This is a genomic window from Achromobacter spanius, from assembly GCF_039673305.1.
Classification (GTDB): Bacteria; Pseudomonadota; Gammaproteobacteria; order Burkholderiales; family Burkholderiaceae_B; genus Achromobacter; species Achromobacter spanius_F.
On record NZ_JBDJLJ010000003.1, the window covers coordinates 242,941 to 259,842 of the forward strand.

Consider the following 16,902-nt stretch of genomic DNA (forward strand, 5'->3'; position numbering starts at 1 on the left):
TTCGGCTGCCGGCGCCGTTCAAAGCTGGCTCATGCCGCCGTCCGCGATGATCTCCGTGCCCACGATGAAGGCCGATTCCGGCGCGGCCAGGTGCAGCACGGTGGCCGCGATTTCCTGGGGCTTGCCGAAGCGGCCCAGCGGCACCTGCGCCTGGATGCTGGCGGCCGTCTTTTCCAGCGTGGCCGCGTCCAGGCCCAGCTTGTCGTAGATCGGCGTGGCGACCGGGCCGGGACTGACGACGTTGACGCGGATCCCGCGCGGCAGCAGTTCGGCGGACAGGGTCTTGGCCAGCGAGATCAGCGCGGCCTTGCTGGCAGCGTAGATCGAAGACGCCGGCATGCCGATGTGGGCGTTGATGGAGCCGTTCAGCACCACGGACGCGCCGTCGTTCAAAAGGGGCGCCAGCGCCTGGAGCTGGAAGAACACGCCTTTGATGTTGGTGTCGAAGGTCTGGTCCCACAGGTCTTCGGTGGCGTCGGCCAGCGTGGCGAACTTGGCGACGCCCGCGTTGACGAACACGGCGTCCAGGCGCACGCCCGCGGACGCCAGCGCTTCGCCCAGCGCGGCGGCGGCGCCGGGCGCGCCGGCGACGTTGCGGATGGCCAGGGCGTTGCCGCCCAGGGCAGCCTGGGTCTTTTCCAGGGCGGCGGCGTCGCGGCCGGTGACGATGACGCGGGCGCCTTCGGCGGCGAAGGCTTGCGCGGCGGCCAGGCCGATGCCGCTGGTGCCGCCGGTGACCAGGACGGTCTTCTGTGCAAAACGGTTCATGACAGGTTCCTTTTGGAAGGGAGGTGAGGTGTAGCCATGGTGCGCCTGGCCAGGCGGTTTGTCGTACGATCTTTCGCATAAACACGTTCGAAGGAATTGCACATGTTGAGCCCGAATGAACTGGCGCTGCTGGAAGCCATCCGCGACAGCGGCAGCCTGTCGCGGGCGGCGGCAAGGCTGGGCAAGGCGCCGTCCTCCGTGTCGCACGCCGCCCGGCAGCTCGAGGAACGGTTGACGCGCTGCTGTTCGACCGGCGCCGCTACCGGCTGCAACTGACGCCCGCCGGCCAGTTGCTGGCTGACGAGGCCGCGCGGCTGATGCAGGACGTCAACCGGCTGACGCAGCGCGTGCGCCAGGTGGCCAGCGGCTGGGAAGACCGGCTGCGCATCGTCAGCGACGAGATCCTGGAGTTCGAACTGATGGCGCCGCTGGTCCAGGCGTTCGACAAGCTGGACTCGGGGGTGGCGCTGCGCTTCACGCATGAGGTGCTGGGCGGCACCTGGGAAGCCCTGCGCGAGGGCCGGGCGGACCTGATCGTGGGCGCGACGAACGAGCCGCAGACCATGCCGAACCTGCAATGGGCGGAACTGGGCGTGATGGAATGGCTGTTCGCCGTGTCGCCGGACCATCCGCTGGCCAGGGCGAAGGCGCCGCTGCGGCAGGACCAGATCCAGCAGCATCGCGCCGTGGTAGTGGCGGACACCTCCCGGGCTTCCGGCGCGCGGGGCTATGGGCGGGTGGGCGGGCAGGCCACGCTGGCGGTGCCCAGCATGCGCGCCAAGATCCTGGCGCAGCGCGCGGGCCTGGGCGTGGGATGGGTGCCGCGCCATCGCGCGGCGTCCCTGCTGGCGCGCGGCGAGCTGATCGAAAAAACCACCGAGACCCCGCGCGAGCCGAACCTGCTATACCTCGCCTGGCGCGGCGACCACGACGGGCGAGCGCTGCAATGGTGGCTGGACCAGTTGCGCCAGCCGCGGATGGCGGATGCCCTGATGCGCGGGGTGGATGCGTTCAGGTAGTTCCCGGGATCAGGCCGGGGCGGCGGTCTCCGCCGCCAGCGCGGCCTGCACGCTCGGGCGCTGCGCGATCCGGTCCATGTAGGGCGGGATGGCGGGCCAGCGTCGCAGGTCCATGCGGAAAAAACCGGCCCAGCGCAGCACCGTGTACAGGTAGGCGTCCGCCACGCTGAAATCTCCCTCCAGCAGGTGGGATCGGCCTCGCAGCGCGTCATCGACGTAACCCAGCCGCTTCTCCAGCCGCGCCTGCCACCATTCGCGCGCCGTGTCGGGAAGCTGCCGGTTGAACAGCGGTCCGAACCCGCCATGGATTTCCGTGCTGATGAAATTCAGCCATTCGTGCAGGCGGCTGCGCTGCCAGCTTCCGTTGGCCGGCGCCAGCCCGGCCTCGGGCTTCAGATCGGCCAGGTACTGGACGATGGCGGGCCCTTCGGTCAGCACCTGGCCGTCGTTGCATTCCAGCGCGGCGACATAGCCCTTGGGATTGATTGCCAGGAAATCCGCGCCGTCGGCGGTGCGCTTGGTCCGGTTGTCGACCCGGACCAGCGTGAACGGCAGGCCGAGTTCGCGCAGCACGATGTGCGGCGACAGGGAGCAGGTGTCGGGGGAGTAATACAGCTTCATGCGGGGATCCTCAAAGGTGAGAGGGAAGCATGACGCCCGCACAGCCATGCGTAAAATTACTTTTCCAGAAAAGTGACATAAGTAGAGCTGATGCCATGATGAACCTGATGCACTGGCGGCTGGTGGTGGCCGTCATGGATGCCGGCAACATCACCCACGCGGCCGCGCGGGTGGGCATGACGCAGTCCGGCGCCAGCCAGGCGATCGCCCAGCTTGAAGAGAGCCTGGGCGCGCCGCTCTTTGCCCGCGAACGGCGACGGACGGTGCCGACCGCACTGGGGCTCAGGGTGGCTGACGAGGCGCGCGCCATGCTTGACGCGTTGCAGCGCATTCAGGCGCTGTCGCTGGCGGCGGCGGGGACGGCGCGGCAGACCTTGCGGCTGGCGAGCTTTCCCATGGTCTTTGCGACAGTGCTGCCGCCGGTCCTGCGGCGCTTCCGGCAATTGCATCCGGCCATCGACGTGGTCTCGCTCGAGGCCAGCGACGACGAGGTCGAAACGCTGCTGGCCGACGGCACCGTGGACGTCGGGGTGGTGCTCAACGCCGCGCCGGGTCGCCAGGTGTGTCCCCTGGGCGAGGACGAATGGATGGCGGTATTGCCGTTGGCCCATCCGCTGGCGCGTGCGGGCGGCAGCGTGGCCCTGGCCGACCTGGCGGCGCAGCCTTTCATCCTGGCCACGGGCGGGTGCAGCGTCAATGCGCAGAGCCTGGCCGCGGATGCGGGGCTGGCGTTGGCGGACGTGCGCGCCAGCGTGCGCGACTGGACAAGCGCGTACGCGCTGGTGCGGGAAGGGCTGGGCGTGACGCTGGTGCCGGCCCTGACGCTGCCGGACAACCGGCGCGGCCTGCGCGTGACGAGCCTTGCCGAGCCCTTGCACCGTGCGTTCGGCCTTGCCGCTTCGGCGGCGGCCATCGACAGCGCGCCGGTCCGGGCGCTGTTTGCGATGCTGCGCGAGGACGAGGCGCATTCGTTGTAGTCTTATCCGCTTGCGGCAGCGCCGGCCCGAAGCCGGCCCGACCGCGCACAACAGTCCAAAGGACGATCATGGAAGAGACAACACAGGAAACCCCGCTGAACTGGGCGTCGCTGGTCGACGACCTGAACCGGCTGCTGCGTCTGAAGACCACCGTCATCGGCATGAAGCTCTACGAGGACGAAGCCGGCATGGCGGACGTGAAGGGGCTGCGCCGGCCCACGGCCACGCACACCACCGACCAGATCGTCGGCATGGCGGCGCGCCTGGGCTGGACGGTGGGCATTACCGGCGACGACCTGGTCGGCGCGCAATGCCGCGCCGTCATCGGACTGGGGCCGCAGGACGAGGCCTGGAAAAGCGGGAAGGATTACGTGGGCGTGTGGCACGCCACCGAAGCGGACGCGCGGGCGCGGCAGGAGGCCCTTTCCTGTGTGCCGGCGGGCAAGTACCGGGCGATGGTGGTGTCGCCCCTGGCCTCCGGCCGGCTCGACCCGCCGGACATCTGCCTGGTGTACGCGACGCCGGGCCAGATGATCATCCTGATCAACGGCCTGCAATGGAAGAACTACCGGCGTTTCGACTGGAGCGTGGTGGGCGAGACGGCCTGTGCCGACTCCTGGGGCCGGGCGCTGGCCACTGGCGAACCCAGCCTGTCCTTGCCCTGTTTCGCCGAGCGCCGCTATGGCGGCGTGCCGGACGAAGAGATGCTGATGGCGTTGCCGCCGCGCTACCTGCCCATCGCCATCGAGGGCATGAAGGCCTTGGCGGCCAACGGCCTGCGCTATCCCATCGCGCCGTACGGCATCCAGAACGACGTGCGGGCGGGCATGGGCGTGAGCTACGCCCAGCCGCCCAGGGCTCAGGGCTGAGCGGCCTCCCGCAGGGCGGCGGCAAGCGCGCGCGCCGCGGGGCCCAATGGCTTGTCGATGCGATGCGCAAGATAGGTTTCCGTCGCGACCTGGCTGTCGCGGCCCAGGCTGCCGGTGGGCACGCGCAGCAGGCGGCCCTCGGCCAGGTCGCGCTCCACCTGCCAGAGCGGCAGCCGGCCCCAGCCCAGTCCCGACAGGATCAGCGCGTGCTTGGTGTCCTGGCCGCTGACGCGGCACGTCTGCGGAGACAGCACGGCGAAGTCGCGCCCGGCGGACAGGGAAGAAGGATCGGACTGCACGATCTGCAGGTGATCGGCCAGGTCCGGCGCGGCCAGCGCGGCGCCGTCGCGCGCGGCCCGGGCCAGCGGATGGCCGGCGCCGACCACCGCCACCATCTGCACGGCGCCCAGCGCCTGCACGGCGATGCGGGGATGGCGGAAGCTTTCGCCGGCGAGGATGCCCAGGGTATGGGTGCCGGCCAGCAGCGCCTCGACGGGGCCGCCCAAGGGCAGCACCGACACGCGCAGCGCCACGGAAGGATAGGCGGCGCGCATGCCGTTCAGGGCGGCGCCGACCTGGCCGATCGGGAACAGCGTATCCACCACCAGCGACAGTTCCAGTTCCACGCCTTCGCCCAGGCCCTGGGCGCGGGCCCGCATGGCGTCCACGCGCAGGAGGATGTCGCGCGCGTTGGCCAGGAGGGCCTGGCCCTGCGGGGTCATGACGGGGCGGTGTCCGGCGCGGTCGAACAGCGGCACGCCCAGTTGCGCCTCCATGTTGGCGATGGCGTGGCTGACGGCGGATTGCACGCGCGACAGGCGCCGGGCCGCCGCGCGAAAACTGCCGCTGTCCGCCACGGCGGCGAACACACGGAGCTGGTCGAGGGTGAGGGCGTCTATCATCCGGCAGCCGATCTGTTTTTTAGATCAAGTTCGTCGAAAGATTATCACTTACCGGGATCGATCCCCGCTGGCATGATGCCGGGATCGGGATCGACGCGAGGGCGGGATGGACAGGGTTGAAGACGTGCAGGTTGCGGCGCCGGCGGCGCGCACGCAGTGGGGCGCCGTGCTGGCCATCGTCGGGGCGGGCGTGGTGGCGGCGCTGCAGGTGGGCAAGGTCATCATCGCCGCGCCCCTGCTGCGCAGGGACATGGGGCTGGACCTGGCGTCCATCGGCGCGCTGACGGCAGTCTTTTCGGTGTTGGGCGTGCTGGGCGGCATCGCGGCCGGCGGCGTGATCGCGCGTTTCGGCGCCCGGCGGATGCTTCTGCTGGGCCTGGCGGCGACGGCGGCGGGCACGGCGGCCGGCGCGCTGGCGCCGGGGTACGGCGTGCTGCTGGCGTCCCGCGTGATCGAGGGCCTGGGATTCCTGATGATCACGGTGGCGGGGCCGGCGGCCCTGCAGCGCATCGTCACGGCGGGTAGCCGGGATTTCGCGTTTGCGCTCTGGAGCTGCTACATGCCGGCGGGGATGGCGATCGCGATGCTGGCTTCGCAGGCCTTCGGGGACTGGCACGCCTACTGGTGGTGCGCGGGGCTGGCGGCAGCCGTGGCGCTTGTCTGCGTGGCCGTGCTGGCGCCACCCTCGGCGCGCGGGGCCGGCCTGTCTTGGACCAGCCTGCGCCAGGACACCGTCGACACCCTGGGCGCCGCGGGGCCCGTGCTGCTGGCGCTGTCGTTCACGCTCTACAGCCTGATGTTCTTCGCGCTCTTCACGTTCCTGCCCGTGCTGTTGATGGAGCAGCTCGGGCTGACGCTGGCCATGGCGGGGCTGTACAGCGCCATCGCCAGCGCCGCCAACGTCGTGGGCAACCTGGGAGCGGGCGTGCTGCTGGCGCGCGGATGGCGGCGGTCCACGCTGATCGCATGCGCCAGCGCGGTGATGGGCGCGGTGGCGCTGCTGATCTTCGGATCGGCGCTGCCAGCGATGCCCACGTTCCTGCTGTGCGTGCTGTTCTCGGCGGTGGGCGGGCTGATCCCGGCCACGCTGCTGGGCACGGCGCCGCTGGTGGCGCCGCGTCCGGCGCTGACCGCGGCGTCGGTGGGCCTGGTGATGCAGGGCAGCAACCTGGGGCAGGTGATCGGGCCGGTGGCTGTGGGCGGGGCAATCGACCGCTACGGCTGGTCGTCGGCGTCCTTCATCGTGGCGGCCGCGGGCGTGGCCGGCCTGGTCATCGCCTGGCGCCTGCGGCGCGTCGAACCGGCGCGGCGCTGACCCGCGCGGCGCTAACCCGCGCGGCGCTGACGGAACCGTCACGAAGCTGGCCTATCATGGAGCGGAACCCATGTTGGAGACTCCATGTTCACCTCTGCCCCACGCCTGGTCATCTTCGATTGCGACGGCGTCCTGATCGATAGCGAAATCATCGCGGCCCGCGCGCAGTCGCGCGCGCTGGCCGAACACGGCATCGCCATTACGCCCGAGGAGGCCGCGCGCCGGTTCGCCGGCATTCCCGACGCGGACATGTGGCAGACCCTGCAGGCCGAGAACGCGTGCTCGCTGCCCGACGGCTTCGCCAGCCAGTATGCCGACCGCCTGCAGACCACGTTCCGCCAGGAACTGCGGGCCTTGCCGCATGTGCATGAAACGCTCAAGGCCCTGCGCGAGCGCGGGCTGGAGGTCTGCGTGGCCTCCAGCAGCACGCCGCCCAAGCTCGAAGCGGCGCTCAAGCTGGTGGGCCTGTGGGACGAATTCGCGCCCAACGTGTTCAGCACGGCCCAGGTGGCCAAGGGCAAGCCGGCGCCGGACGTGTTCCTGTTCGCGGCGCGGCGGATGGGCGCGGCGGTGCTGGACTGCGTCGTGGTCGAGGACAGCGTGCCGGGCGTGCGCGCGGCGCGCGCCGCGCGCATGCGGGCGGTGGGCTATGTGGGCGCGTCGCACAACGGCCCTGATCAGCGGAAACGGCTGCTGGACGAGGGCGCTTTCGAGGTCATCGACGACCTGCTGCGGCTGCCGGAGGTCATCTGATTTGTCGCAGGCTTGCCGCTTCCGGCCGGCGCTGACAGGGGTCAGGCGCCGGCCGCCGCAGGCAGCGGCTGGGGCTTGACCCGCACCGCGCGCAGCACCCCGACGACCAGGCAGGCGATGCCGACGAGGGTCAGCGGTTCGGGCATGCTGCCGCGCAGGATGAATGCGTAGGCCAGCGCGGCCAGCGTTTCGAAGACGATGAGCTGGCCGGCCAGGGCGGTGGGCAGGCGCTGGCTGGCTTCGTTCCAGCACAGCGTGCCCAGCCAGGATGCGAACAGGCCGATGGCGATCATCAGCCCAAGAAAGACGTCCGGCCGCGGGCCCAGCGGCATGTCGAATTCGCTTCCGGTGGCCGCCATGCCGATCCACACCAGTGCGTAGCCCGCCAGCGCCAGCGGCAGCGTCGCCACGCCCTGGGCCGTGGCCCAGCTGCGCGGACTGCGCCCCGGGTGGTCGCGCAGCCAGTCCGCGTTGCGCAGCGGATACCAGGTCCAGCAGGCCACGGCGCCCAGCGCCAGCACGGCGCCGATGGCGTAGCGCGACATGTCGGCGTGGGCGTCCTGGCGCAGGGCCTGCAGTTCTACCTGGTTGACGCAGGCGATGCCCAGGGCGATGAGCGCCAGCGACGGCGCCAGCCGCCGCCAGGGCAGTTTGCCGTCGCGCCGCGCATTGCGCAGGTTGGCGCAAATGGCGATGACCACGGGCAGGGTGCCGATGATCATCGTCGGCACGGGGCCGCCGGCGCGCTGGATGGCGCTGGCCAGGCACAGGTAATACAGCAGGTTGCCGATGGCGGCCAGCTTCAGGGCCTCGATCCAGTCGGCGCGGGTCAGCAGCCGCAGGTTGCGGCGGTCCAGCCAGGCAAGCGGCAGCGCGATCAGGCCGAACGCCAGGTAGCGCGCCACCGATTGCAGGGCGGCCGGGTATTCCGGCAGCAGCAGGGGCCCGACGAACACCAGCCCCCACATGAGGCCGGCGGCCAGGGCGTAAAGGGTTCCAGCCCACATACGTTGCTCCAGGTCACGATAGTCGCCAGTCTAGCCAGGCAGGGGGGGCGGGTCTTGTACCAGATTGCGCTGCACGTGCGCCTGGGAGCGGGCCGGATCTGAACCAGATTGCGCTGCACGTGCGCCGGGGAGCGGGTCGGATCTGAACCCGATTGCGCCGCCTTCGTCCGGTCGCGGGCCGGCGCAAGGCGTCATTCAGCGTGGACCGGCCCGCTAGGCGCGCACTTGCTTCTGGTAGCGCGCGGGCGTAACCCCATAGCGCCGAGAAAACGCGCGCGTGAGGTGGGCCTGGTCGGTCAGGCCGGCGGCCAGCGCCACCTGGGCCGGCGCCTGGCCCGCGGCCAGCAGGCGCTTGGCCTCGAACAGGCGCAGCGCCATCAGCATCTGCTGCGGCGTGGCGTGGTGGTGCGCCTGGAAGCTGCGCAGGAAGTGGAAGGGGCTGAGCCCGGCCACCGCCGCCAGTTCGTCCAGGGTGAGGCGCCGCGACAGGTGCGCGCGCAGGTAATCGATGACCGGCGCAAACCGGGGCGCGCCTTCGGCCCGGGCGGGGCGCGGCACCTGGGCATGGGAGCGGAACTCGGCCAGCAGCGCGTGCAGGGCGCTGTCGAAGGCCAGCGGTTCCGCCGCGTTCCAGAGCGCGTCGAGCAGGGCGGTGACGCGCCGCGCCGCAGCGGCGTCGCGCCCGACGGCGGCGCTGAACCACCAGCCGGCTTCGCCCGTTACGCGCGCCGCCACGTCCGGGTCGATGTACGCCATGCGGTAGCGCCAGCCGCCTGCCGTTTCGGCGCGGCCGGTGTGCAGTTCGTCGGGGTTCATCAGCACCAGGGAACCTGACGGCGCCAGGTGGTCGGCGCCCCGGTAGCGGAAGCGCTCCACGCCGGATTCGATGGCCCCCAGCCCGAAGGCCTGGTGCGTGTGGGGTTCGAAGGCGTGCCGGATGATGTGGGCGCGGTAGAGCTCCACACCGGGCTGGTGCGCCGCGATCCGGAACTGCGCGCGGTCATCGGGATGGTCGAACGCGGCCGGCACGCCCGTGATGGCGGGCGCGGCGGGGGCGGACGAGACGGTGTCGGCGCGGGGCATGGGTGGAATTTAAGCATGCCGGCACGGGTTCCAGGCATTGCGCGATAGGCCGGAATCGTCTGGGAATGGCCAGCGGCCTGACTATCGGGTGAGCGTGGCCTTGACTTGCACAGGTGTCCGACACCTATCCGATTTCCATCTCGCGCGCCCGCGCCAGCAGCAGTTCCCGTTCGCGCGCGTTGCGTGTCATGCCGGCGGCGCGTTCGAATTCGCTGCGGGCTTCGGCCTTGCGGCCGAGCTTGGCCAGCAGGTCGGCGCGCACGCTGGGCAGCCAGTGGTAGTTGGCCAGCGACGGCTCCGCCGCCAGCTGGTCGGCCAGGTCCAGCCCGGCCTGCGGCCCGAAGGCCATGCCGATGGCGACGGCGCGGTTCAGCTCCACCACGGGCGACGGCATGGCCTGCGCCAGCGCGTCGTACAGCGCCACGATGCGAGGCCAGTCGGTGTCTGCCGGGGTGGCGGCCCGCGCGTGGCAGGCGGCCAGTTCGGCCTGCAGCGCATAGGGCCCAAGCGGCGCGCCCAGCGCGGCCGCGCGCGCCAGCGCCGCCAGCCCGCGTCGGATCAGCAGCGGATCCCAGCGGCGGCGGTCCTGGTCCATCAGCAGCACGGGCCGGCCTTGCGCGTCGGTGCGCGCATGCAGGCGGGAGGCCTGCAGTTCCATCAGCGCCGCCAACCCGTGCACTTCGGGTTCGGCGGGCGTGAGCTCGGCAAGGACACGGCCCAGGCGCAGGGCCTCGTCGCACAGCCCGGGGCGCATCCAGTCGTCGCCCGACGTCGCGGAATAGCCTTCGTTGAAGATCAGGTAGATGACCTCGAGCACGGACGCCAGGCGCGGCGCGCGGTCGGCGGCCGCGGGCACCTCGAACGGGACGTTCGCCGCGGACAGGGTGCGCTTGGCGCGCACGATGCGCTGCGCGATGGTGGATTCGGACGCCAGAAAGGCGCGTGCGATCTCGCCCGTGGTCAGCCCGCCCAGCAGCCGCAGCGTCAGCGCCACGCGCGCATCGGTGGACAGCAGCGGATGGCAGGCCGTGAACACCAGGCGCAGCAGATCGTCGCCGATGTCGTCCTGGCGCGCCGCATCCAGCGCGTCGACGAAGTCCGGTTCGACGTCGGCCTGCAGGGCTTCCAGCTCGTGGCCGATCTGCTCGTGCTTGCGCGTGTGCAGGGCGTCCAGGCGCAGGCGGTCGCGGGCGCGGTTCTTGGCGGTGGTCATCAGCCATGCTCCGGGATTGTCGGGGACGCCCGTGTCCGGCCAGCGTTCCAGCGCCGCGACCAGGGCGTCCTGCGCCAGCTCTTCGGCCAGCCCCACGTCGCGCACCAGGCGCGCGACGCCGGCGATGACGCTGGCCGCTTCCATCCGCCAGACCGCCTCGATGGCGCGATGCGTGGCTGCCTGCGTCATGCGTTGGGCTTGGCGCCCGGCTCCATGTAGGCCAGTTCCCAGATGTGGCCGTCCAGGTCCTCGAATCCGTGGCCGTACATGAAGCCGTAGTCCTGCGGCGGGCGCGGCGACGAACCGCCCGCCGCCACGGCGCGCGCGACCAGGTCGTCGACTTCGGCGCGGCTCTCGCAGGACAGGCAGACCAGCACTTCCGTGCTCTGGGTGGCGTCGGCCACCGGCTTGCCGGTAAAGCCCTGGAAGAAGTCCTTCACCAGCAGCATGATGTAAAGGTTGTCGCCCACCACCATGCAGGCGCCCTGGTCGTTGGTGAAATCGGGGTTGAACGTGTAGCCCAGCTGCTTGAAGAATGCCTGGGACTTCTGCATGTCGGCGATCGGCAGGTTGACGAAGATCTGTTTGTGCATGGCGTGTCTCGTTGGAATGGCGGTTGAGGTGGCGGGTATGAAAGTGGGCGCCTTCAGTGGCTGGGAGAGGGCATCTGGCGGAAGCGTTCGACTTCCTTGCTGGGCTCGAAGTCATCCAGCTCGAACACCTGCCGCACCTCGATCTCGCAGGGCTGGCCGGGGAAGGGCGACGGAAAGCGCATGGCCCACTGCATCGCTTCCTCGCGCGATCGCACCTGGATCATGGTGTAGCCGGCGATCAGTTCCTTGGTGTCGGCGAACGGGCCGTCGATGAGCTTGCGCTCGCCGGCGCCGTCGTAGCGCACGCGCCATCCCTTGGAGGTCGGCTGCAGCCCGTTGGCGTCCAACAGCACGCCGGCCTTGACCAGGGCTTCGTGGTAGGTCGCCATCGAGGCCAGCAGGGCGTCGTCCGGCATCATGCCGGCTTCGCTGTCGGGCGTGGCCCGGACGATGATCATGAATCGCATCTGAGGTCTCCTGAATGAGGAAATCAAGGCCCGCAGGGGGGCTTGTACAGCTACGACGAACGGCGACGCGGCGGATCGACACGGGATGGCCAACCCTAGGGTAAGTACTGACAATTGAGATCGATTCGCGCCGATATCACCTGGTTACGAAGGTCCAGCCCTGGTTGCAGTGGTCTTCCATACACTCGCTGCGTTCTTCAACCTTCGAGCAACGATATGAGAATCCTGAGTAGTCTTGCCCTGGTCGCTTTCCTGCTGTCCGGCTGTGCCGTCTATACGCCGCAAGGCTCCGTGGTGGTCGACCCGCATGATGGCGGCGGCCGCGGCGGCTTCTGTCCTCCCGGACAGGCCAAGAAAGGAAACTGCTGACACGGCATCGCCGGACCGCCGGACTGCCGGACCGCCGGACCGCGGGGCCGGCAATATGCAGGCCCCGGCCGTCCTACATGAAGCACGGCCCCAGTTCCCTGACCTCGACCGTGGCCCATTGCGCGGCCGGGCATTCGGCGGCCAGCGCCAGCGCTTCCTCGCGGGAATCGCAGGTCAGGAGGAAAAAACCGCCGATCATTTCCTTGGCCTCGGCATAGGGGCCGTCCATCAACTGGCGTTCCCCGTCGCGGACACGCAGGCGGACGGCTTCGGCATCGGACTTCAGGGATTCGGCGCGCGTGAGCAGTCCGCGCGCCTGCAGGGATTCGGCGTAGCGCACCATTTGCGCATAGGCCTCGCGGCCTTCGTCGGGGGTGCGCTGGGCGCGCTGGCCCACCGGTTCTACGATCAACAACAGGTAAGACATGGGGACTCCCGGTGCGGACTGCGGTTGCCGCGAGCGGCGGGTCCGCTAGGTTACCGCCGTTCCCCTCGCGCGCGCCATGCCTGATCGGCAGGCACCGACACTCAGTCTTCCTGGAAAATCGACTCGATCGAGGCCTGGAACACGCGGGCGATGGCGAAGGCCAGCGGCAGGCTTGGATCGTAGCGGCCCGTTTCGATGGCGTTGACCGTCTGGCGCGAGACCTCCAGCCGTTCGGCCAGCACGGCCTGGCTCCAGCCGTGTTCGGCGCGCAACTCGCGGATGCGGTTTTTCATCGGTGGCGCAGGGTGTCGACGATGGTCGTGCCAGCCCAGACGGCGCCCATCAGCGGCCAGACCACGAACATGCTCAGTTTGGGAAAGCCGGCGATTTCCAGGAAGCCGTAGGTGAAGGTGACGCCGGCGGTGACGGCTGCGGCGATGGCCAGATGTTCGAGCGTGGTCTTGCGGATGAACTCGTCGGAACCGCGAATGGCGCGGACCACCGCGCGCAGCGCCAGCAGGAACGCCAGCATCGGGCTGAGCAGGAGGGCGGTGCGCAGGGCGCCCGGCTGCAGTTCCATGCTCAGGCGCAGCGCGCCGACCAGCAGGACGGCGTAGAGCGCCATGGCAAGGCCCAATTCCTTGAAATAGCGGCGCTTGGCCTGGTTCTGATTCATGCGGATCCCTCCTTGTGTAAAGCGTGCTTGACATTCTGGCGGGCCGGGCGGCGCATGTCAAGCGTCCTTTACATCGACGTTTTCGGCAAGGCCGCGGCCGGCAAGCCGTCTGGCGGCGCGCCAGGCGAAAAAAAACCGGCTCGCGCCGGTTTCGTGGGATGCCGCGGATCAGGACCTGGCCGGCGCGGCGGCCTCGGGCGCCTGCGCGGCAGGCGCCGCCGCCTGGGGCGCGCCAGCTGCCGCAGCGGCGGGCGCTTGCGGCGCGGCCCCAGCCTGTTTGGCGGTCTGCGGCGGCGCGATGTCCATGATCAGCTCGACGCGGCGATTGGCCGCGCGGCCTGCCGCCGTGTCGTTGGATTCGATGGGACGCGTTTCCGCGTAGCCCACCGCGCGCAGCCGCTGCGGGGCCACGCCGTCGCGCACCAGTTCGCGCAGCACGCTGGTGGCGCGGCTGCTGGACAGCTCCCAGTTCGAGGCGAACTGCTTGGTCAGGATCGGCACCGGGTCGCTGTGGCCTTCCACGGAGACCTGGTATTCGTTCTTGTTGAGGATGCCAGCCAGGCGCTTGATGACGTCCAGGCCCGAGGGGCTGAGCGTGGCCTGGCCCGACGGGAACAGCAGTTCGTTGCTGATGCGGAAGCTCACCGACTGTTCATTGATGATCACGTCCACCGATTTGCCCAGGTCCGCCAGGCCCAGCGATTCCTTGGACGGGGCCGTGAGCGGCTTGGCGGCCTCGGCCACCACGACTTCGTCGGTGGGCGCGGACTCGGCCGCAGCCACGGCGGTTGCGGGGGCGGGCGACTCTGCCCAACTGGCGGGGATGTGCGCGGTTTCGAATTCGGCGTATTCGCCGTCGTACTGGGGCAGGCCGGCGGCGGCCAGCGTGCCGACCAGTTCCACGGGCTTATCGGGCTTCTCGTAGCCGCCGTGCAGACGCGCCACCGCCAGCATCACGACCAGCATGGCCAGCAGCAGGGTGATGAGGTCCAGGTAGCTCAGCAGCCAGTTCTCGGAATCCTGTTCGACGGCTTCTTCGACATGCCAGCGCGCGTAGCGGTCCTGGCGGTCGCTTTCGCTGGGACGCCAGCCGCTGTTGGCGGCGGCCTTCTGCGCGCGCAGCTGAGCCTGGCGGGCCTGCTCGATGCGATGCGCCAGGGAAGGGGAAATCAGGCTCATTGGCGCGCGGAGGCCGGGCGGGTGATGGAAACGGGGGCCGATGCAGCGGCGGCCGATGCAGCGGCGGCCGTTGCCGCGGCGGCCGGCTTGACCTGGCCTTCCGTCTTGGGCTTGGGCTTGGCCGCGGCGCCGCCATCGTAGATTTCGTCTTCGACGTGCATCACGAAGGAATTCAGGGTCTCGCGCACCATGGCCGGACCGCGCTTCTCGCACATCATCGAGATGCCTTGCAGCACCATGTTCATGGACTCCACGCGGCGCGCGGTGCGGCGTTCCAGCTTCAAGGCGATCGGCTTGCAGACCAGGTTGGCCAGCAGGATGCCGTAGAAGGTGGTCATCAGGCCGATGGCCAGCTGCTGGCCGATCGTCTGCATGCTGCCGTCGCCCAGCACGGCCATCAGGTTGATCAGGCCGACCAGCGTGCCCAGCATGCCGAAGGCGGGCGCGAACGTGGCCATGACGCGGAACATCTGCGCCTCGGCCTGCTCGCGGGCGCGCAGGCGCGCCACGCGCCATTTCAGCAGCTCGATGATCTGCTCTTCGGGCGTGTTGTCGATGATGAGCTGCACGCCGGTGCGCAGGAAGGGATTGGAAACCTTCTTGAGCTCGTGCTCGACCTTGTGGACGTCGGCGTTCATCCAAAGCTGGGCCATCGCAACCAGTTCTTCGATGTCGCGCTGCTGGTCGTGCTGGTCGTTGCGAAACACCGTGCGCACCAGCTTGAAGACGCGCACCACTTCCTGCAGCGGATACGCGATGAACAGCGCGGCGCAGGTGCCGCCCAGCACGATGGCCATGCCCGGCAGGTTGAAGTAGAGGCTGGCGTCGTTGGCGGACAGCGCGACGACGATGACCAGCGTAAGCAGGCCGACAACGGCGCCGATGACGGTAGACGGATTCATGGATCTAGCCCGATAGCAAAGGCATTCCATGCGCGGAATGCCGGATTTTCGGGAATTCTAGCCAGGAGAGCGCGCGGTCAATTGGCCGGAAAGCGGGGCGAAAAGGGCCGTAAGCGCGGGCTTAATCCGGCTGTCAGGCGGGCGTCGCAGGCGGGCAAATAAGGGACCGATCTACCGGAGATCCTTGTCCGCCTGTCGGGCAAGCCATTCCTCGCGGGTGATCTCCCAGATCTCGCTGGGCAGGCGGCCGCTGACGTAGCCGCGTTCTTCGGTGCCGACCAGGCGCATGCCGCTGCCGGCCGAGATCCTGCTCGAAGCCGTGTTGGCCACGGCCTTCGGCGCGCGCAGCAGCGGCTTGCCCAGCACCGCGAACCAGTAGCCCGTGGCGGCAGCGCAGGCTTCGGTCATGTAGCCCTGGCCCTGGCGGGCGGGGTCCAGCCAGAATCCCCGGTTGTTGCCGGGGTCGTCGTCCATCAGGCTGATCATGCCGATCAGGCGGTCCGGTTCGGCCTGGGTGCGGATGGACCAATGCCATTGCAGGCCGCGGCGCATGGCGGGCAGGGCGAAGTGTTCCACGAACTGGCGCGCCCCGTCGGCCGGATAGGGCCATGGCACCTTGTCCGCCAGGAAGCGCACGACTTCCCATTGGGCAAAGATGCGCTGGATGGCGTCGGCGTCCTCCAGGCGCAGGGGGCGCAGGATAAGTCGGGCCGTGGTCAGTTCGGGGATCTGCGGAGCGTCGGACATGGCGGAACGGGGTTCGGGCCGGGAGGTTGGGCCGGATATGTATATCATGGGCGGATTCTGGCGGCGCCTGGAACGGGATAGACCCGGGCGGCCGCGGCATTGGAGAGAACATGAACAACCCCAACGAAAACGTCAGCATGGCGCTTTTCTGCGACTTCGAGAACGTGGCGCTGGGCGTACGCGACACCAAATACCAGAAGTTCGACATCCGGCCCGTGCTTGAGCGCCTGCTGCTCAAGGGCAGCATCGTCGTCAAGAAGGCCTATTGCGACTGGGAGCGCTACAAGGAATTCAAGGCCCCCATGCACGAGGCCAATTTCGAGCTGATCGAAATCCCGCACGTGCGCCAGTCGGGCAAGAATTCCGCCGACATCCGGCTGGTCGTCGATGCGCTGGACTTCTGCTACACCAAGTCCCACGTCAACACCTTCGTGATCATCAGCGGAGACTCCGATTTCTCGCCCCTGGTGTCCAAGCTGCGCGAGAACAACAAGAAGGTCATCGGCGTGGGCGTCAAGCAGTCCACCTCGGACCTGCTCATCGCCAACTGCGATGAATTCATCTTCTATGACGATCTGGCGCGCGAAGGCCAGCGCACCGCCGAGGCGCGTCGCGACAACCGTGGCGGCGCGGCGGCCCAGCGCCGTTCGCCCGACGAAGAGCGCCGCCGCAAGGAAGAGCTCGATGCGCGCAAGACCCAGGCCGTGGAGATGGTCGTCGAGACCTTCGAAGCGCTGATGGCCGAACGCGGCGACAGCGGCAAGATCTGGGCATCGGCCCTGAAGGACGCCCTCAAGCGCCGCAAGCCGGACTTCAACGAGTCCTACTATGGCTTCCGGGCCTTCGGCAATCTGCTGGAAGAGGCGCAGTCGCGCGGTTTCCTGGATGTGGGCCGCGAGGAAAAATCCGGCACCTATGTGTACCGCGATGGCTCGGATGACGAGCCGGCCGCGCGCGGCGCCGACGCGCAGGCGGCGGCTCGCCAGCCTGCGGGCGAATCCGCCGACGCGCAGGG

The 16,902-nt window shown here is 69.3% G+C and carries 20 protein-coding genes and 1 pseudogene; 7 read left to right on the plus strand and 14 right to left on the minus strand.

Features of this window, described 5'->3' with window-relative positions:
- Positions 1–18: 18 nt before the first annotated feature.
- Entirely contained in the window at positions 19–768 is a 750-nt protein-coding gene (locus tag ABE485_RS05195) for an SDR family oxidoreductase (RefSeq protein ID WP_346513954.1), read from the minus strand.
- A 102-nt stretch (positions 769–870) separates the two neighbouring features.
- Between ABE485_RS05195 and ABE485_RS05200 the strand changes: the two are divergent.
- A pseudogene (locus ABE485_RS05200) lies at positions 871–1,787 on the plus strand (LysR substrate-binding domain-containing protein).
- A 9-nt stretch (positions 1,788–1,796) separates the two neighbouring features.
- Here ABE485_RS05200 and gstA read toward each other — a convergent pair.
- Positions 1,797–2,408 (minus strand): glutathione transferase GstA, encoded by a 612-nt coding sequence (gene gstA, locus ABE485_RS05205; RefSeq protein WP_346513955.1) that lies wholly within the window; start codon positions 2,406–2,408, stop codon positions 1,797–1,799.
- A gap of 95 nt (positions 2,409–2,503) precedes the next feature.
- On the opposite strand from gstA, the gene ABE485_RS05210 reads away from it, so the two are divergent.
- Together ABE485_RS05210 and ABE485_RS05215 are read left to right on the plus strand one after the other, a co-directional pair.
- The gene (locus ABE485_RS05210) at positions 2,504–3,385 is read left to right on the plus strand and encodes a LysR family transcriptional regulator (protein ID WP_346513956.1); all 882 of its coding nucleotides are present in this window, start codon (positions 2,504–2,506) and stop codon (positions 3,383–3,385) included.
- Between the two features lie 68 nt (positions 3,386–3,453).
- Complete coding sequence (locus ABE485_RS05215; protein ID WP_346513958.1) at positions 3,454–4,254, plus strand: DUF169 domain-containing protein; 801 nt, start codon at positions 3,454–3,456, stop codon at positions 4,252–4,254.
- Here ABE485_RS05215 and ABE485_RS05220 read toward each other — a convergent pair.
- A complete protein-coding gene (locus tag ABE485_RS05220; protein WP_346513959.1) occupies positions 4,245–5,156 on the minus strand; it encodes a LysR family transcriptional regulator in 912 nt (303 codons plus the stop codon). The two genes, ABE485_RS05215 and ABE485_RS05220, sit on opposite strands and share 10 nt — an antisense overlap.
- Positions 5,157–5,262: 106 nt before the next feature.
- On the opposite strand from ABE485_RS05220, the gene ABE485_RS05225 reads away from it, so the two are divergent.
- Positions 5,263–6,471, plus strand: coding sequence for a CynX/NimT family MFS transporter (locus ABE485_RS05225; protein ID WP_346513960.1), 1,209 nt, complete (start codon positions 5,263–5,265; stop codon positions 6,469–6,471).
- An 84-nt stretch (positions 6,472–6,555) separates the two neighbouring features.
- The gene (locus ABE485_RS05230) at positions 6,556–7,224 is read left to right on the plus strand and encodes an HAD family hydrolase (protein ID WP_346513961.1); all 669 of its coding nucleotides are present in this window, start codon (positions 6,556–6,558) and stop codon (positions 7,222–7,224) included.
- A 41-nt stretch (positions 7,225–7,265) separates the two neighbouring features.
- Here ABE485_RS05230 and ABE485_RS05235 read toward each other — a convergent pair whose 3' ends face one another.
- The 5 genes from ABE485_RS05235 to ABE485_RS05255 all read right to left on the minus strand — a co-directional run bounded on the left by ABE485_RS05235 (position 7,266) and on the right by ABE485_RS05255 (position 11,587).
- Positions 7,266–8,231, minus strand: a complete 966-nt coding sequence (locus ABE485_RS05235) for a DMT family transporter (protein WP_346513963.1) — start codon at positions 8,229–8,231, stop codon at positions 7,266–7,268.
- Between the two features lie 213 nt (positions 8,232–8,444).
- On the minus strand, positions 8,445–9,314 hold the full coding sequence (locus tag ABE485_RS05240) for an AraC family transcriptional regulator (RefSeq protein WP_346513964.1): 870 nt from the start codon (positions 9,312–9,314) through the stop codon (positions 8,445–8,447).
- 124 nt (positions 9,315–9,438) lie between these two features.
- Entirely contained in the window at positions 9,439–10,716 is a 1,278-nt protein-coding gene (locus tag ABE485_RS05245; protein WP_346513966.1) for an RNA polymerase sigma factor, read from the minus strand.
- Positions 10,713–11,120, minus strand: a complete 408-nt coding sequence (locus ABE485_RS05250) for a VOC family protein (RefSeq protein WP_346513968.1) — start codon at positions 11,118–11,120, stop codon at positions 10,713–10,715. The genes ABE485_RS05245 and ABE485_RS05250 overlap by 4 nt, the downstream gene beginning before the upstream one ends.
- 53 nt (positions 11,121–11,173) lie before the next feature.
- Entirely contained in the window at positions 11,174–11,587 is a 414-nt protein-coding gene (locus ABE485_RS05255; protein WP_346513969.1) for a YciI family protein, read from the minus strand.
- Positions 11,588–11,803: 216 nt separating this feature from the next.
- Here ABE485_RS05255 and ABE485_RS05260 point away from each other — a divergent pair, with 216 nt between their 5' ends.
- Positions 11,804–11,956, plus strand: a complete 153-nt coding sequence (locus ABE485_RS05260) for a hypothetical protein (RefSeq protein WP_346513971.1) — start codon at positions 11,804–11,806, stop codon at positions 11,954–11,956.
- A 73-nt stretch (positions 11,957–12,029) separates the two neighbouring features.
- Here ABE485_RS05260 and ABE485_RS05265 read toward each other — a convergent pair whose 3' ends face one another.
- The 6 genes from ABE485_RS05265 to ABE485_RS05290 all read right to left on the minus strand — a co-directional run bounded on the left by ABE485_RS05265 (position 12,030) and on the right by ABE485_RS05290 (position 15,887).
- Positions 12,030–12,383 (minus strand): YciI family protein, encoded by a 354-nt coding sequence (locus tag ABE485_RS05265; RefSeq protein WP_346513972.1) that lies wholly within the window; start codon positions 12,381–12,383, stop codon positions 12,030–12,032.
- A gap of 101 nt (positions 12,384–12,484) precedes the next feature.
- Complete coding sequence (locus ABE485_RS05270; RefSeq protein WP_346513973.1) at positions 12,485–12,676, minus strand: helix-turn-helix transcriptional regulator; 192 nt, start codon at positions 12,674–12,676, stop codon at positions 12,485–12,487.
- Entirely contained in the window at positions 12,673–13,059 is a 387-nt protein-coding gene (locus ABE485_RS05275; RefSeq protein ID WP_346513974.1) for a hypothetical protein, read from the minus strand. The genes ABE485_RS05270 and ABE485_RS05275 overlap by 4 nt, the downstream gene beginning before the upstream one ends.
- A 168-nt stretch (positions 13,060–13,227) precedes the next feature.
- A complete protein-coding gene (locus tag ABE485_RS05280; protein WP_346513975.1) occupies positions 13,228–14,238 on the minus strand; it encodes an OmpA/MotB family protein in 1,011 nt (336 codons plus the stop codon).
- The gene (locus ABE485_RS05285) at positions 14,235–15,140 is read right to left on the minus strand and encodes a motility protein A (protein ID WP_346513976.1); all 906 of its coding nucleotides are present in this window, start codon (positions 15,138–15,140) and stop codon (positions 14,235–14,237) included. Before ABE485_RS05285 ends, ABE485_RS05280 begins: the two co-directional genes overlap by 4 nt.
- A 171-nt stretch (positions 15,141–15,311) precedes the next feature.
- Positions 15,312–15,887, minus strand: coding sequence for a GNAT family N-acetyltransferase (locus ABE485_RS05290; RefSeq protein WP_346513977.1), 576 nt, complete (start codon positions 15,885–15,887; stop codon positions 15,312–15,314).
- A 110-nt stretch (positions 15,888–15,997) separates the two neighbouring features.
- Here ABE485_RS05290 and ABE485_RS05295 point away from each other — a divergent pair.
- The coding region (locus ABE485_RS05295; protein WP_346513978.1) for an NYN domain-containing protein at positions 15,998–16,902 on the plus strand (905 nt) is incomplete at its 3' end.